The 22,907-nt window shown below is 61.8% G+C and carries 25 protein-coding genes, 2 rRNA genes and 1 pseudogene; 13 read left to right on the top strand and 15 right to left on the bottom strand.

What is annotated here, in order from left to right:
- Both AC0ZZU_RS17410 and rrf read left to right on the top strand, forming a co-directional pair.
- A 23S ribosomal RNA gene (locus AC0ZZU_RS17410) occupies positions 1–96 on the top strand; the annotation flags it as partial.
- Positions 97–245: 149 nt separating this feature from the next.
- Positions 246–361 (top strand): 5S ribosomal RNA (gene rrf / locus AC0ZZU_RS17405).
- Between the two features lie 59 nt (positions 362–420).
- Here the strand turns inward: rrf and AC0ZZU_RS17400 are convergent.
- Positions 421–1,290, bottom strand: coding sequence for a universal stress protein (locus tag AC0ZZU_RS17400; RefSeq protein ID WP_476342359.1), 870 nt, complete (start codon positions 1,288–1,290; stop codon positions 421–423).
- A gap of 153 nt (positions 1,291–1,443) precedes the next feature.
- On the opposite strand from AC0ZZU_RS17400, the gene AC0ZZU_RS17395 reads away from it, so the two are divergent.
- Complete coding sequence (locus AC0ZZU_RS17395) at positions 1,444–2,061, top strand: MiaE family protein (RefSeq protein WP_476342358.1); 618 nt, start codon at positions 1,444–1,446, stop codon at positions 2,059–2,061.
- 56 nt (positions 2,062–2,117) lie between these two features.
- On the opposite strand, the gene AC0ZZU_RS17390 is transcribed toward AC0ZZU_RS17395, so the two are convergent.
- Positions 2,118–2,438 (bottom strand): ElaB/YgaM/YqjD family protein, encoded by a 321-nt coding sequence (locus AC0ZZU_RS17390; protein ID WP_476342357.1) that lies wholly within the window; start codon positions 2,436–2,438, stop codon positions 2,118–2,120.
- Between the two features lie 128 nt (positions 2,439–2,566).
- Between AC0ZZU_RS17390 and AC0ZZU_RS17385 the strand changes: the two genes are divergently transcribed.
- On the top strand, positions 2,567–2,827 hold the full coding sequence (locus AC0ZZU_RS17385; RefSeq protein WP_476342356.1) for a hypothetical protein: 261 nt from the start codon (positions 2,567–2,569) through the stop codon (positions 2,825–2,827).
- A 5-nt stretch (positions 2,828–2,832) separates the two neighbouring features.
- Here the strand turns inward: AC0ZZU_RS17385 and AC0ZZU_RS17380 are convergent, their stop codons facing one another.
- The gene (locus AC0ZZU_RS17380) at positions 2,833–3,315 is read right to left on the bottom strand and encodes an LEA/WHy family protein (RefSeq protein ID WP_476342366.1); all 483 of its coding nucleotides are present in this window, start codon (positions 3,313–3,315) and stop codon (positions 2,833–2,835) included.
- Positions 3,316–3,512: 197 nt separating this feature from the next.
- On the opposite strand from AC0ZZU_RS17380, the gene AC0ZZU_RS17375 reads away from it, so the two are divergent.
- From AC0ZZU_RS17375 to AC0ZZU_RS17360, 4 genes and pseudogenes are all read left to right on the top strand, one after another.
- Positions 3,513–3,833: a hypothetical protein gene (locus AC0ZZU_RS17375; protein ID WP_476342355.1), complete on the top strand. Its 321-nt coding sequence runs from the start codon at positions 3,513–3,515 to the stop codon at positions 3,831–3,833.
- Positions 3,834–3,863: 30 nt separating this feature from the next.
- Positions 3,864–5,012: a PQQ-dependent sugar dehydrogenase gene (locus AC0ZZU_RS17370; protein WP_476342354.1), complete on the top strand. Its 1,149-nt coding sequence runs from the start codon at positions 3,864–3,866 to the stop codon at positions 5,010–5,012.
- A gap of 31 nt (positions 5,013–5,043) precedes the next feature.
- Positions 5,044–5,211, top strand: a pseudogene (locus AC0ZZU_RS17365) (cell division protein ZapE); the annotation flags it as partial.
- Positions 5,212–5,222: 11 nt separating this feature from the next.
- The gene (locus AC0ZZU_RS17360) at positions 5,223–5,804 is read left to right on the top strand and encodes a DinB family protein (RefSeq protein WP_476342353.1); all 582 of its coding nucleotides are present in this window, start codon (positions 5,223–5,225) and stop codon (positions 5,802–5,804) included.
- Here the strand turns inward: AC0ZZU_RS17360 and AC0ZZU_RS17355 are convergent.
- A complete protein-coding gene (locus AC0ZZU_RS17355; RefSeq protein WP_476342351.1) occupies positions 5,801–6,799 on the bottom strand; it encodes an alpha/beta fold hydrolase in 999 nt (332 codons plus the stop codon). The genes AC0ZZU_RS17360 and AC0ZZU_RS17355 overlap by 4 nt on opposite strands.
- A gap of 119 nt (positions 6,800–6,918) precedes the next feature.
- Entirely contained in the window at positions 6,919–7,347 is a 429-nt protein-coding gene (locus AC0ZZU_RS17350; RefSeq protein WP_476342350.1) for a DUF411 domain-containing protein, read from the bottom strand.
- 213 nt (positions 7,348–7,560) lie between these two features.
- Here AC0ZZU_RS17350 and AC0ZZU_RS17345 point away from each other — a divergent pair, with 213 nt between their 5' ends.
- A complete protein-coding gene (locus AC0ZZU_RS17345) occupies positions 7,561–8,625 on the top strand; it encodes an AI-2E family transporter (RefSeq protein ID WP_476342348.1) in 1,065 nt (354 codons plus the stop codon).
- Here AC0ZZU_RS17345 and AC0ZZU_RS17340 read toward each other — a convergent pair.
- The gene (locus AC0ZZU_RS17340) at positions 8,622–10,706 is read right to left on the bottom strand and encodes a TonB-dependent receptor family protein (RefSeq protein WP_476342347.1); all 2,085 of its coding nucleotides are present in this window, start codon (positions 10,704–10,706) and stop codon (positions 8,622–8,624) included. The genes AC0ZZU_RS17345 and AC0ZZU_RS17340 overlap by 4 nt on opposite strands.
- Positions 10,707–10,922: 216 nt before the next feature.
- Here AC0ZZU_RS17340 and AC0ZZU_RS17335 point away from each other — a divergent pair, with 216 nt between their 5' ends.
- The 3 genes from AC0ZZU_RS17335 to AC0ZZU_RS17325 are packed head-to-tail and all read left to right on the top strand — an operon-like array spanning position 10,923 to position 11,928.
- Positions 10,923–11,168 (top strand): helix-turn-helix domain-containing protein, encoded by a 246-nt coding sequence (locus AC0ZZU_RS17335; RefSeq protein WP_476342346.1) that lies wholly within the window; start codon positions 10,923–10,925, stop codon positions 11,166–11,168.
- Between the two features lie 42 nt (positions 11,169–11,210).
- Positions 11,211–11,570 carry a hypothetical protein gene (locus AC0ZZU_RS17330; RefSeq protein WP_476342345.1) on the top strand — a complete coding sequence of 120 codons (360 nt, stop codon included), beginning with the start codon at positions 11,211–11,213 and terminating at the stop codon, positions 11,568–11,570.
- Position 11,571: 1 nt separating this feature from the next.
- Positions 11,572–11,928: a putative holin gene (locus AC0ZZU_RS17325; RefSeq protein WP_476342344.1), complete on the top strand. Its 357-nt coding sequence runs from the start codon at positions 11,572–11,574 to the stop codon at positions 11,926–11,928.
- A 3-nt stretch (positions 11,929–11,931) separates the two neighbouring features.
- Here the strand turns inward: AC0ZZU_RS17325 and AC0ZZU_RS17320 are convergent, their stop codons facing one another.
- Positions 11,932–12,333, bottom strand: a complete 402-nt coding sequence (locus AC0ZZU_RS17320) for a helix-turn-helix domain-containing protein (RefSeq protein WP_476342342.1) — start codon at positions 12,331–12,333, stop codon at positions 11,932–11,934.
- Between the two features lie 195 nt (positions 12,334–12,528).
- Between AC0ZZU_RS17320 and AC0ZZU_RS17315 the strand changes: the two genes are divergently transcribed.
- Complete coding sequence (locus AC0ZZU_RS17315; RefSeq protein WP_476342340.1) at positions 12,529–12,840, top strand: Ogr/Delta-like zinc finger protein; 312 nt, start codon at positions 12,529–12,531, stop codon at positions 12,838–12,840.
- Between the two features lie 54 nt (positions 12,841–12,894).
- Here AC0ZZU_RS17315 and nuoN read toward each other — a convergent pair whose 3' ends face one another.
- From nuoN to nuoG, 8 genes are read right to left on the bottom strand one after another with little or no spacing between them, the layout of a single operon-like run.
- Positions 12,895–14,364, bottom strand: coding sequence for an NADH-quinone oxidoreductase subunit NuoN (nuoN, locus tag AC0ZZU_RS17310; protein WP_476342338.1), 1,470 nt, complete (start codon positions 14,362–14,364; stop codon positions 12,895–12,897).
- Between the two features lie 7 nt (positions 14,365–14,371).
- Complete coding sequence (nuoM, locus tag AC0ZZU_RS17305) at positions 14,372–15,904, bottom strand: NADH-quinone oxidoreductase subunit M (protein ID WP_158459156.1); 1,533 nt, start codon at positions 15,902–15,904, stop codon at positions 14,372–14,374.
- Between the two features lie 40 nt (positions 15,905–15,944).
- Positions 15,945–17,798, bottom strand: coding sequence for an NADH-quinone oxidoreductase subunit L (gene nuoL, locus AC0ZZU_RS17300; RefSeq protein ID WP_476342337.1), 1,854 nt, complete (start codon positions 17,796–17,798; stop codon positions 15,945–15,947).
- Positions 17,795–18,103: an NADH-quinone oxidoreductase subunit NuoK gene (gene nuoK, locus AC0ZZU_RS17295; protein ID WP_158459158.1), complete on the bottom strand. Its 309-nt coding sequence runs from the start codon at positions 18,101–18,103 to the stop codon at positions 17,795–17,797. The genes nuoL and nuoK overlap by 4 nt, the downstream gene beginning before the upstream one ends.
- 4 nt (positions 18,104–18,107) lie before the next feature.
- Positions 18,108–18,608 carry an NADH-quinone oxidoreductase subunit J gene (nuoJ, locus tag AC0ZZU_RS17290; RefSeq protein ID WP_476342335.1) on the bottom strand — a complete coding sequence of 167 codons (501 nt, stop codon included), beginning with the start codon at positions 18,606–18,608 and terminating at the stop codon, positions 18,108–18,110.
- 10 nt (positions 18,609–18,618) lie between these two features.
- The gene (gene nuoI / locus AC0ZZU_RS17285; RefSeq protein WP_158459160.1) at positions 18,619–19,167 is read right to left on the bottom strand and encodes an NADH-quinone oxidoreductase subunit NuoI; all 549 of its coding nucleotides are present in this window, start codon (positions 19,165–19,167) and stop codon (positions 18,619–18,621) included.
- 11 nt (positions 19,168–19,178) lie between these two features.
- Entirely contained in the window at positions 19,179–20,186 is a 1,008-nt protein-coding gene (nuoH, locus tag AC0ZZU_RS17280; RefSeq protein WP_476342333.1) for an NADH-quinone oxidoreductase subunit NuoH, read from the bottom strand.
- A complete protein-coding gene (gene nuoG, locus AC0ZZU_RS17275; RefSeq protein WP_476342332.1) occupies positions 20,183–22,897 on the bottom strand; it encodes an NADH-quinone oxidoreductase subunit NuoG in 2,715 nt (904 codons plus the stop codon). Before nuoG ends, nuoH begins: the two co-directional genes overlap by 4 nt.
- Between the last annotated feature and the right edge of the window lie 10 nt (positions 22,898–22,907).

The following is a 22,907-nucleotide window of genomic DNA, read 5'->3' as shown; positions in this document are numbered from 1 at the left end:
AAGGGCCGTCGAAGACTACGACGTTGATAGGTGGGGTGTGTAAGCGCTGTGAGGCGTTGAGCTAACCCATACTAATTGCCCGTGAGGCTTGACCATATAACACCCAAGCAATTTGTGCCGAGCCGGTTATCCGGGCTGCCAGATTGCGGTGGTGAAGACGACACAACCGAAAGTTCGTAGCATCACAAATATCGCATATCCGAATTCGCTGGGCTGTCCATCTGGACATTCTGGCTACAGAATTTCTTGACGACCATAGAGCATTGGAACCACCTGATCCCATCCCGAACTCAGCAGTGAAACGATGCATCGCCGATGGTAGTGTGGGGTTTCCCCATGTGAGAGTAGGTCATCGTCAAGATTCATTTCGCAAAACCCCTATCTGCGCGAGCAGGTAGGGGTTTTGTCTTTCCAGGAAAATCAATTGTCGGCTCGTACCAGCTCAGTCAGGTGGGCTTGTACTTCCTGGCTCTTGAGCACCAGCACATCGCTTTCCAGAGAGTCGAGCACGGCCTCGGCAGTATTGCCGATAAGCGCCCCGGAGATCCCTGTGCGCGCTACGGTGCCTATGACTGTCACCACCGCATCGTATTTGTTTGCGGTGAACGGGATAAGTACATCCGCGGGTCCTTCGGCAATGTGCAGACGATCATCACTGACGTCGAACTCGGCCTGGAATGCGGCGCATTCATCACGATAGCGTTGTTCGATGGTTTCCTTGAGCTGGTACACGGGATCCGATGCGGAGAGCATGGGCGAGGGGTGGGCACTGATCACATGCAGCTCACCTTTTGCCAGGCTTGCTATGTCGTAGCCATGGTCGATGATCCTGGCGTGCAACAGCCGGTGGGCTTCATCCTGGTTACCGACATCGACGGCCGCCAGGATCACTCCGCCTGTCCATGATCGTTCGCTCTTGACCATGAGCACCGCGCACGGGCACTGGCGCAGCAGTTTCCAGTCAATTGGCGTGAGCAGCGCTTTTTTCAGCGGATTGTCTGGATGGTGCTCCTTGATGACCAACTCGCAGCCTTCAGCCTGCTGAACAGCGATGATCGACTCATGCAACGAGTCGTGCCAGGCCTGCTCTTGCGTAACGTTGTCGTAGCCATCGTCATGCAGTTGGCTGGACAAAAGGCTGAGCAGGGCGCTGTGATCCTGCCTCTTGTCGCACATCAGCAAGTGCAGGCGCGCACCCGTGACGCCAGCAATGAGTTTGGCCCTCGTCAGGGCGCGGCTGTGGGCGTGCTCGGGGTCAAGGACGACAAGAATGCTGCGGACGGCTTGCATGGGCGTAAGCTCCCTGTGAATGTGGCAACGGATGCCGGACGATAGTCGGCCTCTTGCTCTGCACGGGTTGATGCACATCAAGCATAGCCACTGGTGATCGCGGCTGCCCCCGGTATAATCGCCGGTTCTGCCGGCCCCTTGTATATTGAGCTTATGTCCCTGATTCCCGAAATCGACGCCTTTCTGGGTTGTCGCACTCCTGACGCCTGGATCGAGGCTGCGCTCGCCGACCAGGAAACCCTGCTGATCGACCACAAGAACTGTGAGTTCAAAGCCGCCAGCACTGCCCTGAGCCTTATTGCCAAGTACAACACCCATATCGACCTGATCCACATGATGTCGCGCCTGGCCCGTGAAGAGCTGGTGCACCATGAGCAGGTGCTGCGGCTGATGAAGCGTCGCAAGGTGCCATTGCGGCCGGTATCGGCGGGGCGCTATGCCTCGGGGCTACGCCGCATGGTAAGGGCGCACGAGCCAGCGAAGCTGATCGACACGCTGGTGGTAGGTGCCTTCATCGAGGCACGAAGCTGCGAGCGCTTCGCTGCCCTGGTGCCGCATCTGGACGAAGAGCTCGGCAAGTTCTATCACGGTCTGCTCAAGAGTGAGGCCCGTCACTACCAGGGTTATCTGAAACTCGCGCATCAGTATGGCGACGAAGCGGACATTGCTCGGGTGGTGGGGAGAGTGAAGGAGGCCGAAGCCGAACTGATTGAGTCTGCTGACAGCGAGTTACGCTTTCACAGCGGTATTCCTGTGGCCCACAAGGCCTGAGCGGTGCCGGCCCATCATGACGCCCGCCTGGGCGCCATGATCAGCTGATCACGAATTCAGTTGCGACGACCCAGCAACAGCCCGACCACCAGCCCGAATCCCGCCGAGACGGCCACGGTCTGCCATGGGTGAACACCGATATAGTCTTCAGTGGCTTCAACCATTGGTTGCGCCTTGGTGCGCACCCCGGTGACAGCCTCGCTCGCCTGGCGCAGCTTCTGGCTGATCTGCGCCCGCAGGGTCTCTGCTTCTTCGCCTACCAGTGACGCGCTGTCATTTAGCAGTTTTTCCGATTCCTGGATCAACGACTGCAGATCGCTGAAGGCCTGGTCCTTGATCTGTTCGGCTTCGGCTTGCACGGTGGATTTCCTGGCCATGTATACGTCCTCATAGGGTGATGGAATGAACAGTGGATGCCTGCAGCGCTGGAAAGTTGCAACGGCGTTTCGGTCGCTCGGCGCTACAGTGTAAGATAGCGCCTATTTTTACAGCGGCAGGTACACCCATGAGTTTCAATCTGGCCAGCAGAAGCTTCGCCGAACGTGCACAGATCGAGAATGAAAAGGCCCGTCTTTTCGATCTCTGGCAGAACAATCTCGGCAAGGCGAAGGGCGACGCGGGTCGGCTGATTTCCGAAAAACCGCGCCGCAAGGGCAAGTGGGCTGAATGGGTGCGTTCCGAGCTCGAAACCATGTCACCCCCCGAGTACGCCAACATGGTGCGCAGTGAAGTCAACAAGATGATGGCGGCCAACGGCGGCAGGTAAGTCCCTCAGCTACCAGGAAAAGCTGTCGCCTTGGGTAGATCGAGTGTGCCGCTGTCGGTAAAGCGCAGCGTGCCCAACGCGCCGCCCGCCAGTTTGCCACGCAGCACATAAGGCATGCCTTGCAGGGACTGAAGCTGGCTCAGCCCATAGGCCTGCCGCAACATGGCAAATGCGGTGATGCTGACCGGCACCACCAGAACCTGCTCCGCATAACGCCCGATCTCTCCCCGCTGGTCGCTGACGCCCGAGGCCAAGGGCTGTCCATTGACCTCCAGGTTCAGCGCGAGCCCGTTGTAGTCGATCACCGACTCATTGGGATTCTGCACCCGGATCTTTACTGCCATGCGCATTTCCAGGTCCTGGCCCGGCAGAGGTTCGATATCGATCACACTGATGTTGAGCGGGTCCCGCGCCTGGAGCAAGGCACAGGCGTTCATCCCGCAGGCAAGCAGAATGATCAAGCCGAGGCGGGACGCGAAATGCGTCATTGAAATCATGAAGAAACCTCGCCGTACACAAGTGAATACCGAGTGTGGCGCATGTGCGCGACGGTTGAAAGCACCCCTTGACGCCCCCTCTTCGCAACATCAAGAATCATCTTCAGTACGAAACAGGTTTTGCTGCGAACCTGTCGCCCCTTAGGCTATCCAACGCTTGGGTGCGCTTCTCACGCAGGGGATAAAGCATGAAGTCTTTACTGCCAGTTCTGATCGTCGGGCTACTGCTCAGTACCACCCTGCAGGCAGCACCGTCTCCTGCACCGCCGCTACTGGCTGCCAGCCCGAACAATCCTTACAACAGCCCGGTCCAGCGCGCCAATCCCAACAGCCGCCAGGGCAGCGTCCCGTCCACGCCGCCGGTACGCGGTCCATCGACCCAGCCCAATCCACGACCGCCGACCCTTGAGAACCGCGGTATCGGCAACGGTGAAAACCTGCGCCGCGAACCCTCAGCCCCGCGGCTTGAACCCACCCGGCCGCCCCGCGATTCGCAACGCGCACCATGACTCTTGGCTTATCACTGGAAGGAACCGTGCATGACCTCACGAAATTGGCTGGCAACCTTCGCCGTAGTTGCCTTCTTGCCCATGCTGGCCCATGGCGCTTCAGAGCAGCAGTACAGCAGCGAGGAAGGTCAGCTGACAGTCAGTACCGTCGCTGATGGCCTGCGTAACCCATGGGCCGTGGCCTTCCTGCCCGGCGAGCAGGGCATGCTGGTGACCGAGCGCTCTGGCAACCTGCGGATCGTCAATGCCGAAGGCAAGGTCGGGACGCCCATCAGTGGTCTGCCCAAGGTCTGGGCCGAAGGCCAAGGCGGTCTGCTGGATGTAGTGCTGTCGCCGGACTTCAGGAAGGACCATACCGTGTATCTGTCCTACGCCGAGGAAGGTGAGGGCGGCAAAGCGGGTACCGCGGTCGGGCGCGGTCAGTTGTCACAGGATTTGGCCCGGCTGGAGAACTTCAACGTAATCTTCCGCCAGGCGCCCAAGCTTTCCGAGGGCAATCATTTCGGATCGCGCCTGGTCTTTGACCGAGACGGGTACCTGTTCATCGCCCTGGGTGAAAACAATCAGCGCCCGACGGCTCAGGATCTCGACAAGCTGCAAGGCAAGATCGTGCGCATCCTGCCTGACGGTCAGGTGCCCAAGGACAACCCCTTCTTCGGCAAGAAGGACGTGCGCCCGGAGATCTGGTCCTTTGGTCATCGCAACCAACAAGGCGCGGCTCTGAACCCTTGGACGGGCAAGCTGTGGACTCATGAGCATGGCCCGCGCGGTGGTGACGAAATCAATATTCCGGAGGCTGGCAAGAACTATGGCTGGCCGATCGCTACGCACGGCATCAACTATTCGATGCTCCCGATCCCGGAGGCCAAGGGCAAGCATGTGGACGGCATGGTCGATCCGCACCATGTGTGGGAGAAGTCCCCGGGGATCAGCGGCATGGCCTTCTATGACAACCCCAGGTTCAAGGCCTGGGACCATAACCTGTTCATCGGCGCCCTCGCCACCCAGGAGCTGATCCGTCTGCAGCTCGATGGCGACAAGGTCGTACATGAGGAGCGCCTGCTGGGTGACCTCAAGGCGCGCATTCGTGATGTACGGGTCGGCCCGGATGGGTACGTCTACGTGCTGACCGACGCCAAGGATGGCGCCTTGCTCAAGATCGGGCTGAGCGAGGGCTGAGCGTGCTCCAGATCGCCTGCTCAGGAGCGCGGCCTGTGGGACGGAGGATGGCGCGCAGCGATTAATGGCTGGGGATAGCCGGTTACGCTCGAGTGCGGAAGTTGCCCTGGAGGCGCTCTACACTCAAGGGTATCTGGCGTTCCCGTATCAGCGGACCCTGAACCGGCTACGGGAGATGCAGCTGCAACGCTTCGCCTGAAGGAGTCGATCATGGAGCCGCTGTCGCATCATCTTCTCACCCACGCTTATAACAATGGGTGGGCCAACCACCGCCTGTACAGGGCGTGCCTGCAACTCAGCCAGGACGAGTTCGTCGCCCCGCGTTGCAGCTTTTTCCCCTCTATCAAGGCCACCCTCAACCATGTGCTGATGGTGGACGAGTATTACTTGCAAGCACTGGAGCGGGAGCAGCGCGGCGAGGCGCCGGACGCCGAGTGCGAGCGATACTTCGAGCCCGGGCAACCCTTCGCCACCTGCGCCGACCTGCACGCTGAGCAGGCTCAGGCAGACCACCGGCTGATCGCCTACTGCCAGCAACTGCATGATGATCAGCTGTGGCGCCATGTCAGCCTGGTGCGACCCGATCGCTTGCAGCGCGAACCGCGGCTACGCCTCTTGTCACACCTGTTCGAACACCAGATTCATCATCGCGGACAGGTTCATGCAATGCTGGGCGACACCTCGGTGCGCCCGCCGCAGCTGGACGAATTCTTCTGCGAGGACGAGGCGCAACTGAGAGTCGACGATTTCGCCGAGCTTGGCTGGAGCGAAGCATTGATCTGGCAGCCCTAGCGCCCTAGCCAGTCCAGCAAAGCCTGGTGAAAGCGCTGCGGTTCCTCGATCTGCGGCGCATGGCCCAGCCCTTGGAATGTCACTAGAGTGCCTTTGGGGATCTGCTTGGCGATCTGGGGCCCAAGCACCTTGTAGTTGCCTACCCGCGCCTTGACTTCAGGCGAAGCGATGTCGCTGCCGATGGCTGTTGTGTCTTTGTCGCCGATCAACAGCAGGGTCGGCATTTTCAGGTTCTTGAATTCGTAGACCACGGGCTGGGTGAAGATCATGTCGTAGATCAGCGCCGAGTTCCACGCCACGGCCTTGTGCCCCGGCCCCTGGTTCAGTCCTGCCAGCATTTGCACCCAGCGCTCGTACTCGGGTTTCCAGCGCCCGTCGTAATAGGTCTTGCGCTCATAGTTGCGCACACCTTCGGCGTCGAGCTTGAGCTCGCGTTCATGCCATTGGTCGACGGTACGGTATGGCACGCCCAGGGCTTTCCAGTCCTCGAGGCCGATCGGGTTGACCATCGCCAGGCGCTCGACCTGCTGGGTGTAGAGCAGGGCATAGCGGGTGGCGAGCATGCCACCCGTGGAATGACCGAGGATAATCGCCTGTTTCACCCCCAGGCTTTCGAGCAGGTCATGGGTGTTGTGCGCCAGCTGCTGGAAGCTGTACTGGTAGTGCCCCGGCTTGCTGGATGTGCAGAAACCGATCTGGTCCGGCGCGATGACCCGGTAGCCCGCGTGGCTCAAGGCATCGAGGGTGCTTTCCCAGGTGGCCGCGCAAAAATTCTTGCCGTGCATCAACACCACGCTGCGGCCATTGGCCTTGCCTTTGGCCGGAACGTCCAGATAGCCCATCTGCAGAGACTGGCCTTGGGACTGGAAGTCGAAATGCTCGAGCGGATAAGGTTGGCTGAAACCTTCTAGCTGTTCACCGTAGGTCGGCGCCTGGGCGGCGAAGGCGGGACTGCCGGCAAGACAGGCCAGGGCCAGGGCGGTTATGCGCAGCATGGGGGCACTCCGTGTTGGGCCGTTTAGGAAAACGCGACTCTAGCAGTCGCAAGACAGTCCCGGCGACCCAAGGTGTTACGAGCCGTGTTGCATCCGAGCTCAGCATCAACCGCCGCGGATCAGTAGTTGGCCACTACTTCGTCCGTGCCTTCGTGGGTCACGCCGATGACCTGGTAGGCGTCTTTGTGATCGCCCATCTCCATGCCCGGCGATCCCATGGGCATGCCGGGTACGGCCAGGCCTTTCAGATCGTTGCGTTTGGCCAGGAGTCTGATTTGCTCGGCCGGGACGTGGCCTTCGACGAATTTGCCATCGATCACGCCGGTGTGGCATGAAGCCAGCCGCGGCGCCACGCCCAGGCGCTGCTTGACCGCGCTCATGTTGGGCTCGACGTGGTCGTTGACCGTAAAGCCGTTGTCGCGCAGGTGACTGATCCACTGTTTGCAGCAGCCACAGTTGGGATCACGGTAGACGTCGATGGTCTGCCCGGCCTGGACCATGCCGGTAATGGCAAGCAGGCCTAGAGTCATCAAGTGTTTGTGCAGCATTGAAAAGTCCTCAGGTATTTCACATTGGGGCTGGAGCGAATGGCCCGGAGCATAACCCAGGGATTCGCGCTTGGGCATCAGCCAAAGCGACAGTCTCGTGAGGCACTACGTGTCACTGCCGATGCCAACGATGAGCATGATCCAGATCAAGTCAGTGATGGCACTTTTACCCCCGGCGCGGGGACTAATGAGCTGAATCCTCGAGGTACACCGATGAACGAAACAGCTCTGCAAAACAAGGCACTCACCGTGCTGCTGGCCGTGGTTACCATAGCCTTCTTCTGGATCCTGCTGCCCTACTACGGCGCGATCTTCTGGGCCGTGATCCTCGGTATCCTCTTTGCGCCCCTGCAGCGTGACCTGGTGGTGCGCCTGGGCAGACGCCGCAACCTAGCGGCAGGCACCACGCTTCTGGTGTGCCTGCTGATCGCGATCTTGCCGGTGATCATCATCAGTGCCCTGCTGGTGCAGGAAGGGGCAACGCTTTACCAGCGTATCGAAAGCGGCCAACTGGACATCGCAGGCTATCTTGAAACCGGCAAGGCGATGCTGCCGACTTTTGCCCAGGACGGCCTGGACAACATGGGCATGGGCAACCTCGACGGCCTTCGCGACAAGATCGCCAAATGGGCCACCCAGGGTAGCCAGTTCCTCGCCAGCCAGGCGTTCAGCTTCGGCCAGGGCACGTTCGATTTTCTCGTGAGCTTCGGCATCATGCTGTACATGCTGTTCTTCTTCCTGCGAGAGGGCGCCGATCTTGCCCGCAGGGTCCGCCAGGCCGTGCCGCTGCCTGAAGAGCAGAAGCGCCGCCTGCAACTGAAGTTCAACCGCGTGGTGCGGGCAACGGTCAAAGGCAACCTGCTGGTCGCGATCACCCAAGGTGCCCTGGGCGGCCTGATCTTCTGGATCCTGGATATCCCGAGCTCGCTGGTCTGGGCCGTGCTGATGGCGTTCCTTTCGTTGCTGCCAGCGGTAGGCGCGGGCATTGTCTGGGGGCCGGTGGCGGCGTATTTCCTGCTGACTGGCGCGACGTGGCAGGGCATTGTGCTGACCGCTTACGGAGTACTGGTGATCGGCCTGGTAGACAACGTGCTGCGGCCGATCCTGGTGGGCAAGGACACCAAGATGCCTGACTACCTGATCCTGATCTCCACCCTGGGTGGCCTTGCGGTATTCGGGCTCAACGGATTCGTCATCGGGCCGCTGATCGCCGCGCTGTTCGTTTCCAGCTGGGCGATCTTCACCTCGACCAAGCCTCAGGTGCAACTGCCAGACTAACGGAAACTGTACGAGACACCGGCGTAGGCGCCAAAGCCTTCGCCAGGTGTCGACCGCGCAACGTCCTGGCCATTGTCGTTGTAGCCCGGGGTCACTGTGGCGGCGTAGCGCTTGTTGGTCAGGTTGCGCAGGTCCAGCCAGGTCTGCCAGTCCTGCTTCGGTGCGTTGTAGCCCAGGCGCGCCCCCAGGATGGCATAGGCATCCGCCGGATAGCTGTTGGCATAGTCTACCTGTACTTTTGAAGCCATCTGCGTATTCAGCCCGGCATAAAAGCCGCTCGGCAGGTCAAAACGCAGTTCGGCCTGGTAGTAGTGCATGGGGATGCCAGGCAGGCGGTTGTCACCGAAGGTGTCGTCATCCCGGTAGTGGAAATCGCTGAAGGTGTAGGACTGCCGCAGGGATAACCTGCCGACGCCGCCACGCTCCCAGAGCAGGCTGTCCAGACCTGCCTCCACACCCTGGTGAACCGTCGGGCTGGCATTGAACTCGGCGGCCGGATTGCTCGCGACGATTTCTACCGCCAGCAGCTCATGGCGTACCGCCGAGTAGTACCAGGCAAGCTCCCACTGGCCCATGACGGAGTCGCCCCGGGCGCCCACTTCCAGGGTCGTGGCAGTCTGGTTCTGCATCTCGATGGGCTGGGTCTGCAATCCGGCCACCGCAGGCGAGCTCCAGATCAGCGACCATGGGTGCGCGGGCTCGACCGAGCGGCTCAGATTGCCATAGAGCTGCAGGTCAGGACGGATGTCGTAGCGCAGGCCGATGCGAGGCGCGTAGTCCCAGTCGTGCTGGCTGACCTTGCCGCCGTTGACTGGATAAGTCACAGCGCTTTCCCGGCGGGTGTAGATCATCGCCAGGCCGCTGGTCAGCCACAGGTCGGGGACCAGCTCCAGCTCGTTGCCGACATGTACGACATTGTCCGAGCCCTGATAGCTGAAATCACGGGTGCGGGTTCCGACCGGCATATCGGCACGTGACTGCACCCGCACGAATTCGGACGCGCCAGTGTTGGGCAGATGCTTGGTGGTGCGCCAGCCCACCGTGGTCTTGCTCTCGCGATCGAACAGGGTGTCGCGGCGCATGTAGTTGAGCGTGCCGCTGACGTCGGTATAGGCAACCTTGAGGCGGTTGGCACCCTCGCGCAGGTCCATCGGGAAGTCGTGATACACGAGCCCTGCTTCCAGGCGCGAGTCATCGTCCAGGTAGAAGGTGGTCTTGTTGGCGAGCCAGGTGCTGCCAGGTTGCGGCCGACTGGCGTCACGGCTCAGGTACAGTGGGTTGGCGGCGCGGGGGTTGTGCTTGATCTGGTCTTTGGTGAGGCGGCCGGCCAGGTCGTTTTCAGTCTCGCGGTAACGCAGGTAGAAACGGGTTTCCAGGTTCGGATTGAAGCGATAGCCGACGTTCGCGGCCACTCCTTTCGAGCTGCCGCTGGTGTGCTTCTGGTAGCCGTCGTATTCGCTGTCGGTGACCGCGACGTAGTAGTCCAGGTCGCCCAGCACCTGGCCACTGCTGACCTGACGGTGGGCATAACCACGGCTGCCGACTTCATAGCGCAGTTGCAGCGGTGCGGCATCGAAGCCTGTGTGGGTCACATAGTTGATCGCCCCGCCCAACGCCAGGGCGCCCTGGTCGAAACCATTGGCGCCGCGCAGCACCTCTGCGCGGCTCAGCCACAGAGGTTCCAGAAGCTCGTAGGGCGTACCCCCCGGGCCTGTCAGCGGCAGGCCATCGAACGTTGTGTACACGCCGGAACCGTGAGCGCCCGGCGCGCGGTTGATGCCGGAGCCGCGGATCGACAGCTTGATCCCGTCGTTGCCGGCCGATTGAGCGAATACCCCAGGCTGGTAGGCCAGCACATCCTGATTACTGGCAACCCGGCCTTGCTCTACTCGCGTCAGGTCAATCAGGTTGCTGGCGCCCGGTACTTCGCGCAAACGCTGCCGTGCCTCCTCCAGTTCGCCCTGCTGTTGCTCCTCGATCAGCACCTGCCCCAGCTCGATGGGCGCAGCGGCACTTGCCTGGCTGGCAGCAATCAGTCCCAGCAGGCCAAGGAGGGGAGAAAAGGGCGAATCGGGGCGCATCGAGTTACTCCAGAAGCAGAGGCCAACTACAGGGGTCGGCGGATAGTGGAAATCAGACGTACGAACTAGCCCGCAAAGCACGCAGGAATAGGCGCGGTTTACTCCAAAGTGTCGGACGATTTGTACGCGCTTTATTTACATCTCCTGCTTGTGGTGTCTGAAAGACCCGGCTTCGTAAGGTAACCGCACATTCAATTGCCCCTGCGGAGAAGACCCATGAAGCTCACGGTTACAACCCCTGTTGCAGACAGCGACCCTCCCATCCATCTCACCCCGCGTGAACAGCAGGTGCTGCTGTGGTGCGCCTACGGCAAGACATCATGGGAAATCGGCCAGATCCTTTCTTGCAAGGAATCGACGGTGAACTTTCATGTCGGCAACATCCTCCGCAAATTTGCCGTGCCAACGCGCATTGCCGCCGTTATCAAGGCGGTGCGATACGGCATGCTCGATCCGCATTGATCGCGGGCTGGGAAGCACCAGCTCGAAAGGGAGGGCTGTACCATGGCAAACAGCAGCGATCTGATACATGCAACGGACCCCGGAGCCATTCTGGACCGCCACGATCCGTTCTGGCCTCGCATCGGCCTGGCCCAATTGCGCGACACCCTGGCGCTTGCGCCCGGTATCACTGACGCGCACCTCAAAGCGGTAGCGCAGATGGCGGCCTGCCAGGTTGCCAACGATCTGGCACAACGACGGTGGTTGGCGCGTGCGCAAGGGGGCTGCCCGGTAACTGAACCGGACCTGGTTCCTGCGCTCAGGCGCTGCTACCTGCGCCGAGTCGAGTCCTGGATCAGACGCGCTCTGCGCCGTGGCGTGGTGGTAGAGGTAGATTCAGCCGGTGTAGCCCAGGAGGCTTGAGATGGAGGAGCTGATTTCCACGCGCCTGACCAGCCTCGTCAACAGCGCAGGTGCATCCACCCTGGTGACAACCTTCGATGGCCACGCTCTGTTTGGCGCGGTCCTGGGTGCCTGGCTGGTCGCAAGCACCCGTCGCAGGCTCAAAGGCTGGCAGCGCCTGGGATGGCTGCTGCTCTCATCGGGCGTTGGCTATTTGTTCATGCCACTCGTGCTATCGCTGTCCGCGCCTGTTTTTTCGAGCGGAGTGGCGGCCTTTGTAGCCTCCGTAGTGGTGATTCCGATCAGCATCAAGGTCATGGTCTGGCTCGACAATGCCGACCTACGGGAGATATTCCAGCGCTGGAGACGTGATCGATGAGCCTCAACCGGTCACGGCTGGCGGGTCTTTCAACTCGGCCAGACGCTGCTCCAGATGGTGGATTCGACGTTTGTCCTCGACGATCAGGGCAACGGCTTGCAGGTCGGAGGGGTTGAGGGCGTGCAGTTGGGAAAGGAGCCGTGCGTGCCAATCCTCCTCTGGCTGGGACACAGCCTGTGAGGAGGCCCGTAGCTGGGGACCTTCACCCAGCAACAACCAATCGAGCGATACACCCCCGCGCATCGCAATGTCCACGCAAAGGGAGTATGGAATGCTGTTGCGCCCCTTCCAGCTGCTCACCGTCTGAGGGCTGACGTCGAGCGCCTTGGCCAAGGCCGCGTCACTGGAAGTACCCGTTACCTGCTTGAGCCTGCGCACTATCACTGCGAATCCGGTTCTACTCATTTTGAGTATTCCATTGAGGCGTTGATATAATTTATGAAACTTATGTACTCATAATGAGTAGGCATGCTTAATAGCATCGAATGTGATTCAACGGGAAATGATTGCAATGATGAAAAGTTACGGAATAAATAAAGAAAAGCCCTACAAAACAACACCGTCAAGACTATTGCAAATTTGTACAAAAAGGGGGCTAACGTGAGCACTTATAAGCTGGTCTGCCCACATTGGAACAGCCGCATGCGTATCCGAACCAGCGAAGGGCGGCATATTTTCCTGCGGGTAGCCTACCTGCAATGCACCACCGAGGCCTGTGGCTGGTCGGTGCGCGCCGAATTCGAGATGACCCATGAGCTCTCGCCCAGCGGCATGCCCAACCCGGAAGTCCACTTGCCGCGAGCATGCGGCGCGCTGCGACAAGCGGCACTGCCTGTACCGGGACAGCCAAGTGTGGTCGAGCAGCGAGAGCTGGACACGTCCAGACAGCATTGCGCTGCTGAACAGACGTAGTCTGCACAAAAAAAAACACCCCGCCAGAGCGGGGTGTATTTCATTTCGCGGTGATCAGCCGATCAGTTGCAAGCCAGCCTGCTGGACCAGTTCCAGCAACGGTTGCGGATAGACACCCAGCACGAAGGCAAGAATGGCGATGGCCAGCAGCATGACGCCGCCAGTACGCTGTTCCCACTTCAATGGAGCATCGTGACGACGCAGGTTTGGCTCCATCAAGTAGAGGGTAACCATCACACGCAGGTAGTAGTAGACGCCGATGGCACTACCGATCACCAGGGCACCGACCAGCCACCACAGCTGTGACTCGACGCCAGTGGCGATGATGTAGAACTTGCCGATGAAGCCTGCGGTCAGCGGGATGCCAGCCAGCGACAGCATCATCACCGTGAGCACCGCCGTCAGGTACGGACGGCGCCAGAACAGGCCGCGGTACTCGTACAGGGCGTCGGCGTCGCGACCGTTGTAGGGCGAGGACATCAGAGTGATCACCCCAAAGGCGCCCAGGCTGGTGATCACGTAGGTGACCAGGTGGACACCGATGGCCTCGTTCGCCAGGCCCTTGCTGGCGATCAGGGCGATCAGCAGGTAGCCGAAGTGGGCGATCGAAGAATAACCCAGCAGGCGCTTGAGGTTGCTCTGGGTCAGCGCCAGCAGGTTGCCAATCAGGATCGAAGCGACGGCGATGACGGCAAGTACGGTGCTCAGCACGCCGCTGCTGGCAGCGGGGGAGAGCATGAACAGGCGTACCACCACGGCGAATACCGCGACCTTGCTGGCGGTGGCCAGGAAGGCCGCGACCGGCGCCGGAGCGCCTTCGTACACGTCAGGGGTCCACAGATGGAAGGGGACCAGCGACAGCTTGAATGCCAGGCCTACCAACATCATGCCCAGGCCCAGCTGCGCCAGCAGGCTGGGCATGCCGGTCGAGGCCAGCGCCTTGCCAATGCCGTCGAAGCTCAGGCTGCCAGCGTCGGCATAGAGCAAGGCCATGCCGAACAGCAGGAAGGCTGAACCTGCTGCCGAAAGGACCATGTACTTGATGCCGGCTTCGAGCGAGCGCTTGTTGAAGAAGGCGTACGCAACCAGACCGTAGACCGGCACCGACAGCAGCTCAAGGCCGATGAACAGCCCAGCCAGGTGATTGGCACTGACCAGCACCAGCCCCCCCAGGGCAGACATCAGCAGCAGCAGATACAGTTCTTCGCGGTTGCCCGGGTAGCCGGTAGCGCCGTCGCCCAGATACGCATGGGCGAGGGTCACGCAGGCCAGGGTGGCCACCAGGATCAACGCCATGTAGAGACAGGCGAAGTTGTCGATGGTGATCAGCGGAGTAACCGCCAAGGGTGCGACCTTGAGTGCCGGCAGGATCGACAGCAGGGCCAGGTTGAGGCCCACGGTCGATAGCAGGAAGGTCTGCGAGTGATTGCGCTTCCACGCGATCGCCAGCATCACCACGATCGTGGTGAGGGTGGTGATCAGCATCGGCGCCAGGGCGATGAAGTGTTGAGTGGTGAATTCCATAGCGCTCTTACCGGGCCGAAGCGAGTTGAGTGAAAGCGGAACCGAGCCAGTGCTGCACACCGCTCATGGTGGCGGCAGAGGTGTCGAGGAACGGCTGCGGGTAGACGCCCAGCACGATCAACAGGACCGCCAGGCCCAGCACCATGACCAGCTCGCGGTTGTCCATGCCAGCCAGTACGGCGTCTGAAGTGGACGGGCCGAAGTAGGCACGGTGGATCATGATCAGCGAGTACACCGAGCCAAACACCAGGCCGGTGGTGGCGATCACGGTGATCCATGGCACGCTGGCGAAGCTGCCGAGCAGGATCAGGAACTCGCCAACGAAGTTGCCGGTGCCTGGCAGGCCCAGAGAGGCAGCGGCAAAGAACAGGCTGATCGCCGGAAGGTACGCGATGCGGTGCCACAGGCCACCCATCTGGCGCATGTCACGGGTGTGCAGGCGCTCGTACAGCTGGCCGCTGAGAATGAACAGCGCCGCGGCCGACAGTCCGTGCGCCAGCATCTGGATCACCGCGCCTTGCAGGGCCTGCTGGCTGCCGGAGTAGATCCCGATCAGCACGAAGCCCATGTGCGAGACGCTGGAAAACGCGATCAGGCGCTTGATGTCAGTCTGTGCGAAGGCCAGGAAGGCTCCGTAGAAGATACCGATCAGACCCAGCGCCATGGCGAACGGCGCGAACTCGGCCGAGGCGTTCGGGAACAGCGGCAAGGCAAAGCGCAGCAGGCCGTAGGCCGCAGTCTTCAGCAGGATGCCCGCCAGGTCCACGGAGCCAGCGGTTGGCGCCTGGGCGTGCGCGTCCGGCAGCCAGGAGTGGAACGGCACCACCGGCAGCTTGACCGCGAAGGCGATGAAGAAGCCGAGCATCAGCAGGTACTCGGTACCGGCGGGCAATTCGGCCTTGAGCAGGTCGCTGTAGTTGAAGGTGATGATGCCGGTATTGCTGTAGTTGACCAGCACCAGACCCAGAATCGCCACCAGCATGATCAGGCCGCTGGCCTGGGTGAAGATGAAGAACTTGGTCGCCGCATAGATCCGCGTCTTCTTGCCATCGGAGGAGCTGTGACCCCAGAGCGCGATGAGGAAGTACATCGGCACCAGCATCATTTCCCAGAAGAAGAAGAACAGGAACAGGTCCAGGGCCAGGAACACACCGACCACGCCACCCAGGATCCACATCAGGTTGAGGTGGAAGAAGCCGACATGGCGCTGGATCTCTTTCCAGGAGCACAGCACCGAGAGCACGCCGAGCAGGCCGGTCAGCAGGATCATCAGCAGCGAGAGGCCATCGAGGGCCAGGTGCAGGCTGATGCCGAAGCGCTGGATCCACTGGACCTTGAACTCATAGGCCCAGACGGGTTCGGCGCCCGGTGCAGGGGCCAGGGTGTAGTCGCCGTGGGCCCACAGCCAGAGGCCGATACCGAGCAGCAGGGACATGGTCAGCAGCGCGATCCAGCGGGGCAGGGTGGCGCCGAAGCGCTCACCCAGCCAGCAGAGCAGGCCACCGATGAAGGGGATCAGGATCAGCCAAGGCAAAATCATGACGGGGTCAATTCCTTTCGCAGAGTCGCAAGGTTCATAGTCATACCGCTGCCATCAATACGGCGCCGAGGACAAGCACGGCACCCACGGCGATCGAGGCGGTGTACCAGCGCAGCTGGCCGGTCTCGGTCTTGCTCATGGCGACGTGTCCGCCACGGGCCATCCGAGGAATCAGGCCGATGCTGCGGTCAACCGGATCCTTGCGCAGGATGTGGCTGATCAACAGGTAAGGTTTGACGAACAGCTTGTCGTAGATCCAGTCGAAGCCCCAGGCGGCGAACCACCAGGCCGACAGCACCCGGCCGATGCCGCTGTTGGCAATGGCCGTGACCACGCGCCGCTTGCCCAGGAACAGCACTGCGGCCAGCAGGATGCCGGCGATGGCGATGGCGCCCGAGGCAATTTCCAGGCTGTGCTTGGCTTCACCACCGGCATGACCGGCGCTTTGCGGCAGTACGCCGGCCAGCGGCGGATGAATCCACGCGCCGATGAAGGTCGACAGCACGATCAGCACACCCAGCGGCAGCCAGTGGGAAATCCCGTGGCCAGCGTGGGCTTCGGTCTTGGCTTCGCCGTGGAAGGCGATGAAGATCAGGCGGAAGGTGTACAGCGAGGTCATGAAGGCGCCGACCAGGCCAGCGTACAGCAGGTAGTCGTGGCCACTGGCGAAGGCTTCCCAGAGGATCTCGTCCTTGGAGTAGAAGCCTGCGGTCAGGATCGGCAGCGCGGCCAGGGCGGCACCACCGACCACGAAGCTTGCGTAGGCCAGCGGCAGTTTCTTCCACAGGCCGCCCATCTTGAAGATGTTCTGCTCGTGGTGGCAGGCAACGATCACCGCACCCGAGGCGAGGAACAGCAGCGCCTTGAAGAAGGCGTGGGTCATCAGGTGGAAGATCGCGCCCTCCCAGGCGCCGACACCCAGGGCCAGGAACATGTAGCCGATCTGGCTCATGGTCGAATAGGCCAGGATCCGCTTGATGTCGGTCTGCACCAGCGCGGCGAAGCCGGCCAGTACCAGGGTCACGCCACCGACGATGCCGACCAGATGCAGGATGTCAGGTGCCAGCAGGAACAGGCCATTGGTACGCGCGATCAGGTAGACGCCCGCGGTTACCATGGTTGCGGCGTGGATCAGTGCCGAGACCGGCGTCGGGCCGGCCATCGCGTCGGCCAGCCAGGTCTGCAGCGGCAGCTGGGCGGATTTACCGACCGCACCACCGAGCAGCATCAGCGTGGCCAGGACCATCCAGGTGTCGCCTGCCTGGAATTTCTGCGGCGCCAGCACCAGCAGCTCCTGGATGTTCAGCGTACCGAGTTGGACGAACAGGATGAACAGGCCGATGGCCAGGAACACATCGCCGATGCGGGTAACGATGAAGGCCTTGAGCGCCGCGTTGCCGTTGTTGCGGTTGCTGTAGTAGAAACCGATCAACAGGTACGAGCACAGGCCCACGCCTTCCCAGCCGAAGTAGATGAACAGCAGGTTGTCGCCCAGCACCAGGAACAGCATGCTGGCGATGAACAGGTTGGTGTACGCGAAGAAGCGCGAATAGCCCGCTTCGCCGCGCATGTACCAGGATGCGAACAGGTGGATGAGGAAGCCAACACCGGTGACCACGCCCAGCATGGTGACCGACAGGCCATCCACATAGAGCGTGAAGTCTGGCGCAAAGCCATCCACCGACATCCATTGCCACAGCAGTTGGCTGTAAGCGCCGCCTTCAGGCGGGGCGACGTTGAATTGCCAGATCACGTAGGCCGAGACCGCGGCCGACAGGCCCACGGAACCGACGCCGATCAGCGCCGAGAGGTTCTCCGAGAACCGCCCGCGCGAGAACGACAGCAGCAAAAAGCCGATCAGGGGAAAGACGAAAGTCAGAAAGATCAGGTTCATCCGCGCATCTCACTGGCAGCATCGATGTCGAGAGTGTGGAAGCGGCGATACAGCTGCAGCAGGATCGCCAGGCCAATACTGGCCTCGGCCGCTGCCAGGCTGATCACCAGGATGAACATGATCTGTCCATCCGGTTGCACCCAGCGGCTGCCGGCCACGACGAACGCCAGGGCAGAGGCGTTCATCATGATTTCCAGGCTCATCAGCACGAAAAGAATGTTGCGGCGGACCATCAGGCCGACCAGACCAAGGCAGAACAGAATGCCAGCGACGGCCAGGCCGTGCTCTAGAGGAATTGCAGGCATGTGATTACTCCTTCGCCTCGTTGCGGCCGAGGTGGAACGCCGTAACCGCTGCGGCGAGCAGCAGCATCGAGGCCAGTTCAACCACCAGCAGGTAAGGACCGAACAGGCTGATGCCCACGGCCTTGGCGTCTACCGTGGTGCCGCTGATGCCAGCACCGCTCGGCTCGGCGAACAGCACGTACAGCAGCTCGGCCAGCAGCAGGGCGCCAAGCACCACGGGACCGGCCCAGATGCCTGGACGCAGCCAGCCACGCTCCTGGGCGACCGAAGCCGGTCCCAGGTTGAGCATCATCACCACGAAGACGAACAGCACCATGATGGCGCCGGCATAGGCGATCACTTCCAGGGCGCCGGCAAACGGCGCGCCCAGGGTGAAGAAGATCATCGCCACCGAAATCAGCGAAATGATCAGGTAGAGCAGGGCATGCACAGGGTTGGTGCCGGTCACCACACGAAGGGTGGAGACCACGGCAACCCCGGCTGCGAAGTAGAAAGCGAATTCCATCTTTCTGTCCTTATGGGAGCAAGCTCTTCACGTTGATCGGCTCGGCCTCGTTCTGCGCGGCGCCTTTCGGCTTACCGGCAATGGCCATGCCTGCAACACGGTAGAAGTTGTAGTCAGGGTATTTGCCGGGGCCGGAGATCAGCAGATCTTCTTTCTCGTACACCAGGTCCTGACGCTTGAACTCGGCCATTTCGAAATCCGGAGTGAGCTGGATCGCGGTGGTCGGGCACGCTTCCTCGCACAGGCCGCAGAAAATGCAGCGCGAGAAGTTGATACGGAAAAACTCGGGGTACCAGCGGCCGTCATCGGTTTCGGCCTTCTGCAGCGAAATGCAGCCGACCGGGCACGCCACGGCGCACAGGTTGCAGGCAACGCAGCGCTCTTCGCCATCGGGGTCGCGGGTCAGCACGATACGGCCGCGGTAGCGCGGCGGCAGGTAGACCGGCTCTTCGGGATACTGAAGGGTGTCGCGTTTGCGGAAACCGTGGGAGAACACCATGGCCAGGCTGCGCAGCTGCGTGCCCGTGCCCTTCACGATGTCGCCAATATACTTGAACATGGGTCAAATCCTCACTGGGCCGCAACGGCTGGCGTGTTGTAGAGCACAACAGCAGCGGTCACCAGCAAATTGATCAGGGTCAGCGGCAGGCAGAACTTCCAGCTGAAGTCCATCACCTGGTCATAGCGCGGACGCGGAATGGAAGCGCGCAGCAGGATGAACAGCATGATGAAGAACGCGGTCTTGAGTGCGAACCACAGGAACGGAACCTGTGGCAGCAGGCCGAACGGGCCATGCCAGCCGCCGAAGAACAGGGTCACGAGCAGCGCGGAAATCAGGATGATGCCGATGTATTCGCCGACAAAGAACATGCCCCATTTCATGCCGGCATACTCGATGTGGTAGCCGTCGGCCAATTCCTGCTCTGCCTCTGGCTGGTCGAAGGGGTGACGGTGAGTCACGGCAACGCCTGCGATGAAGAAGGTACAGAAGCCGAAGAACTGCGGAATGATGAACCACAGGTTCTGCGCCTGGTATTCGACGATGTCGCGCATGTTGAACGAGCCTACCTGTACCACCACGCCCATCAGCGCCAGGCCCAGGAACACTTCATACGACACGGTCTGGGCCGAGGCCCGCAGGCTGCCGAGCAACGCGTACTTGTTGTTCGACGACCAGCCGGCAAAGAGCACCGCGTAGACCGACAGGCCGGCCATGGCGAAGAAGAACAGCAGGCCGATGTTCAGGTCCGCCACACCCCAGGTCGGGGTGATCGGGATGACCGAGAAGGCGATCAGCAGCGCGCTCATGGCCACGACCGGCGCCAGGGTGAAGATCATGCGGTCGACGAAGGGCGGGTTCCAGTCTTCCTTGAAGAACATCTTCAGCATGTCGGCTGCGATCTGGAACATGCCGAACGGGCCCACGCGGTTCGGACCATAGCGGTCCTGCCACCAGCCCAGCAGGCGACGCTCGACGAAGCTGAGCAGCGCGCCGCAGACCACCACTGCCAGCAGGACCACGATGGCCTTGACGACGGCGATGATCGCATCCATCACTTCGGGGGTGAACCAGCTCATCGTGCTGCCTCCTGCAGGCCTTCGACGGATGCACCGAAGATGGCGGGAGGAATGCCCGCCAGGCCTTTGGGCAGGGCAACCAGGCCTGCGCCCAGCTCTTCATTGATGCGCAGCGGCAAGCGCAGCGACTGGCCAGCCACCTTCAGGCTGAGCAGCGCGCCTTCGTTGACGCCCAGGCGGTCGGCCTCGGACTTGGCCAGGGCCACGTACGCCTCGGGGATGCGCTCCAGCACAGGCTCGGCGCGCGAGGAGTTCTCTTCGCTGCCGAACAGGTGATAGAACGGCACGGCCTTCCAGGTGCCACGCACTGGGTTGAACGCAGCCGGAATGGCACTGAACCAGCGCAGGCGGTCGCCTTGGGACTCGATCAGGCGCACGCCTGGGTCGCCGGCGCGCAGATGACCACCAACCTCGTCCTGGAACTTGTTCCAGGCCTGTGGCGAGTTCCAGCCCGGGGACCAGGCGAATGGCACCTGCTGGCGCGGCTCGGCGGAGCCCGAGTAGCCTTCCATCGAGAAGGCGAAGGCAGTGTCGCGGTCCTGCGGGGTACGTGGCTCGTGCACGCTGATGTTGGCGCGCATCGCGGTACGGCCCGAGTAGCGCAGCGGTTCGCGCGCCAGCTTCATGCCCTTGATACGGAAGGACGCCGACGGCGCGGCATCGACAATGCCAGACAGCTGCGGTGCGGCTTGGGCGCAGGCGCCGGTGACATGGTCAAGCTGGGTCCAGTCGACCGGCTTGTTCAGCAGGGTTGCACGCAGGGCGTGCATCCACCGCCAGCCTTCATGGACCAGGATGCTGCTGTCCAGGTAGGTAGGGTCGAACACCTGGAAAAAGCGCTGGGCGCGGCCTTCCTGGCTGACCAGGGTGCCATCGCCTTCCGCGAAGGAGGCGGCGGGCAGCACCAGGTGGGCGCGCTCGCTGGTGGCGGTCTGCTGGTGATCGGCAACGATCACCACCTTGGCGGCAGCCAGGGCAGCATCGACCTTGGCGGCCGGCAAGCGGCTGTACAGGTCGTTTTCCAGTACCACGATGGCGTCGGCCTTGCCGCTGATGACAGCGTCCAGCGCGGCATCGGCGGAGTCACCGCCGAGCATGGCCAGGCCGAAGCTGTTGGCTTCCGGCACCACCAGGCTCAGCGAGCCGTTCTTCTCGCGCAGCTTGAGGGCCTTGGCGATGTTGGCCGCGGCTTCGATAAGCGCGGGGGCCGCGAGGGAAGTGCCAGAGACGATCAGCGGACGCTTGGCCGCGACCAGGGCATCGGCGATGCGCTGGGCCAGTGCGATGGCCTCGGCATCGAGGCCAATCACCGCAGGGGCGCTCGGGTCGATGGCGTTGGCCACGGCAAAGCCCAGGCGCGCCAGGTCATCGGGGGCTGCATGCACGCATTCCTCGGCGACGTCATCGAGCTTGGTCTCGGCAAGGCTTGCAATGAACAGCGGGTACTTGGCGTGCTGTCCGATGTTCTTCACGGCAGCGTCGAGCCAAGGCTGCACGCGCATGCCTTCAGCCATTGCCTCGGCCTTGCCCTTGACCGACTGGCGCAGGGCCAGGGCGACGCGGGCGGCGGTCTGGGTCAGGTCTTCGCCGAGGACGAACACGGCGTCATGGTCTTCCATGTCGCGCAGGGTCGGCACAGGCAGCGGGCTGTCGTTGAGCACCTGCAGGGCCAGGCGAACGCGGGCCAGCTCACCGGCTTCCATGCCCGAGTAGAAGTGGTCGGCGCCGACCAGTTCACGCAGGCCGAAGTTGCTTTCGAGACTCGCACGCGGCGAGCCGATGCCGACGATGGTGCGTCCGCGCAACAGGTCTGCGGCCTTGTCGAGGGCAGCGTCGAGGCTCAGCTTGGTGCCGTCCGCCAGCAGTGGCTGCCGTGGACGGTCCTTGCGGTTGACATAGCCGTAGCCAAATCGGCCACGGTCGCACAGGAAGTACTGGTTGACCGAGCCGTTGAAGCGGTTCTCGATACGGCGCAATTCCCCATAACGCTCGCCCGGGCTGATGTTGCAGCCGCTGGAGCAACCATGGCAGATGCTCGGGGCGAACTGCATGTCCCACTTGCGGTTGTAGCGCTCGGAGTGGGTCTTGTCGGTGAATACGCCAGTCGGGCAGACCTCGGTCAGGTTGCCAGAGAACTCGCTCTCCAGCACGCCGTCCTCGACGCGGCCGAAGTACACGTTGTCGTGGGCGCCGAACACACCCAGGTCGGTACCGCCCGCGTAGTCCTTGTAGTAACGCACGCAGCGATAACAGGCGATGCAGCGGTTCATCTCGTGGGCGACGAACGGGCCGAGATCCTGGTTCTGGTGGGTACGCTTGGTGAAACGGTAGCGGCGCTCGTTGTGGCCGGTCATCACCGTCATGTCTTGCAGGTGGCAGTGACCGCCTTCCTCGCACACCGGGCAGTCGTGCGGGTGGTTGGTCATCAGCCATTCGACGACGCTGGCGCGGAACGCCTTGGATTCATCGTCTTCGATGGAAATCCAGGTGCCGTCGGTGGCGGGGGTCATGCAGGACATGACGATGCGCCCGCGGGTGTCGTTTTCGTCGGTGTACTGCTTGACCGCGCATTGCCGACAGGCGCCGACGCTACCGAGCGCCGGGTGCCAGCAGAAATAAGGGATGTCGAGGCCGAGCGACAGACAGGCCTGTAACAGGTTGTCTGCGCCGTTGACTTCGAGCTCTTTGCCGTCTACGTGGATAGTGGCCATGGTTCAAAGT

Source organism: Pseudomonas sp. JE3303 (genome assembly GCF_056312565.1).
The sequence above is the reverse complement of the archived record's forward strand: the minus strand, read 5'-3'. Positions and strand labels throughout refer to the sequence as shown.

Excerpts from the sequence above, each read along its gene's own strand:
- nuoH (WP_476342333.1), bottom strand. The coding sequence starts at position 20,186 with ATGAGCTGGTTCACCCCCGAAGTGATGGATGCGATCATCGCCGTCGTC.
- AC0ZZU_RS17350 (WP_476342350.1), bottom strand. The coding sequence starts at position 7,347 with ATGCTGCACAAACACTTGATGACTCTAGGCCTGCTTGCCATTACCGGC.
- AC0ZZU_RS17340 (WP_476342347.1), bottom strand. The coding sequence starts at position 10,706 with ATGCGCCCCGATTCGCCCTTTTCTCCCCTCCTTGGCCTGCTGGGACTG.
- nuoK (WP_158459158.1), bottom strand. The coding sequence starts at position 18,103 with ATGCCTGCAATTCCTCTAGAGCACGGCCTGGCCGTCGCTGGCATTCTG.
- AC0ZZU_RS17385 (WP_476342356.1), top strand. The coding sequence starts at position 2,567 with ATGAGTTTCAATCTGGCCAGCAGAAGCTTCGCCGAACGTGCACAGATC.
- AC0ZZU_RS17335 (WP_476342346.1), top strand. The coding sequence starts at position 10,923 with ATGAAGCTCACGGTTACAACCCCTGTTGCAGACAGCGACCCTCCCATC.
- AC0ZZU_RS17370 (WP_476342354.1), top strand. The coding sequence starts at position 3,864 with ATGACCTCACGAAATTGGCTGGCAACCTTCGCCGTAGTTGCCTTCTTG.
- AC0ZZU_RS17355 (WP_476342351.1), bottom strand. The coding sequence starts at position 6,799 with ATGCTGCGCATAACCGCCCTGGCCCTGGCCTGTCTTGCCGGCAGTCCC.
- AC0ZZU_RS17320 (WP_476342342.1), bottom strand. The coding sequence starts at position 12,333 with ATGAGTAGAACCGGATTCGCAGTGATAGTGCGCAGGCTCAAGCAGGTA.
- nuoI (WP_158459160.1), bottom strand. The coding sequence starts at position 19,167 with ATGTTCAAGTATATTGGCGACATCGTGAAGGGCACGGGCACGCAGCTG.
- nuoG (WP_476342332.1), bottom strand. The coding sequence starts at position 22,897 with ATGGCCACTATCCACGTAGACGGCAAAGAGCTCGAAGTCAACGGCGCA.
- nuoN (WP_476342338.1), bottom strand. The coding sequence starts at position 14,364 with ATGGAATTCACCACTCAACACTTCATCGCCCTGGCGCCGATGCTGATC.
- AC0ZZU_RS17345 (WP_476342348.1), top strand. The coding sequence starts at position 7,561 with ATGAACGAAACAGCTCTGCAAAACAAGGCACTCACCGTGCTGCTGGCC.
- AC0ZZU_RS17390 (WP_476342357.1), bottom strand. The coding sequence starts at position 2,438 with ATGGCCAGGAAATCCACCGTGCAAGCCGAAGCCGAACAGATCAAGGAC.
- AC0ZZU_RS17325 (WP_476342344.1), top strand. The coding sequence starts at position 11,572 with ATGGAGGAGCTGATTTCCACGCGCCTGACCAGCCTCGTCAACAGCGCA.
- AC0ZZU_RS17400 (WP_476342359.1), bottom strand. The coding sequence starts at position 1,290 with ATGCAAGCCGTCCGCAGCATTCTTGTCGTCCTTGACCCCGAGCACGCC.
- AC0ZZU_RS17330 (WP_476342345.1), top strand. The coding sequence starts at position 11,211 with ATGGCAAACAGCAGCGATCTGATACATGCAACGGACCCCGGAGCCATT.
- AC0ZZU_RS17360 (WP_476342353.1), top strand. The coding sequence starts at position 5,223 with ATGGAGCCGCTGTCGCATCATCTTCTCACCCACGCTTATAACAATGGG.
- AC0ZZU_RS17375 (WP_476342355.1), top strand. The coding sequence starts at position 3,513 with ATGAAGTCTTTACTGCCAGTTCTGATCGTCGGGCTACTGCTCAGTACC.
- AC0ZZU_RS17380 (WP_476342366.1), bottom strand. The coding sequence starts at position 3,315 with ATGACGCATTTCGCGTCCCGCCTCGGCTTGATCATTCTGCTTGCCTGC.
- nuoL (WP_476342337.1), bottom strand. The coding sequence starts at position 17,798 with ATGAACCTGATCTTTCTGACTTTCGTCTTTCCCCTGATCGGCTTTTTG.
- AC0ZZU_RS17395 (WP_476342358.1), top strand. The coding sequence starts at position 1,444 with ATGTCCCTGATTCCCGAAATCGACGCCTTTCTGGGTTGTCGCACTCCT.
- nuoJ (WP_476342335.1), bottom strand. The coding sequence starts at position 18,608 with ATGGAATTCGCTTTCTACTTCGCAGCCGGGGTTGCCGTGGTCTCCACC.
- nuoM (WP_158459156.1), bottom strand. The coding sequence starts at position 15,904 with ATGATTTTGCCTTGGCTGATCCTGATCCCCTTCATCGGTGGCCTGCTC.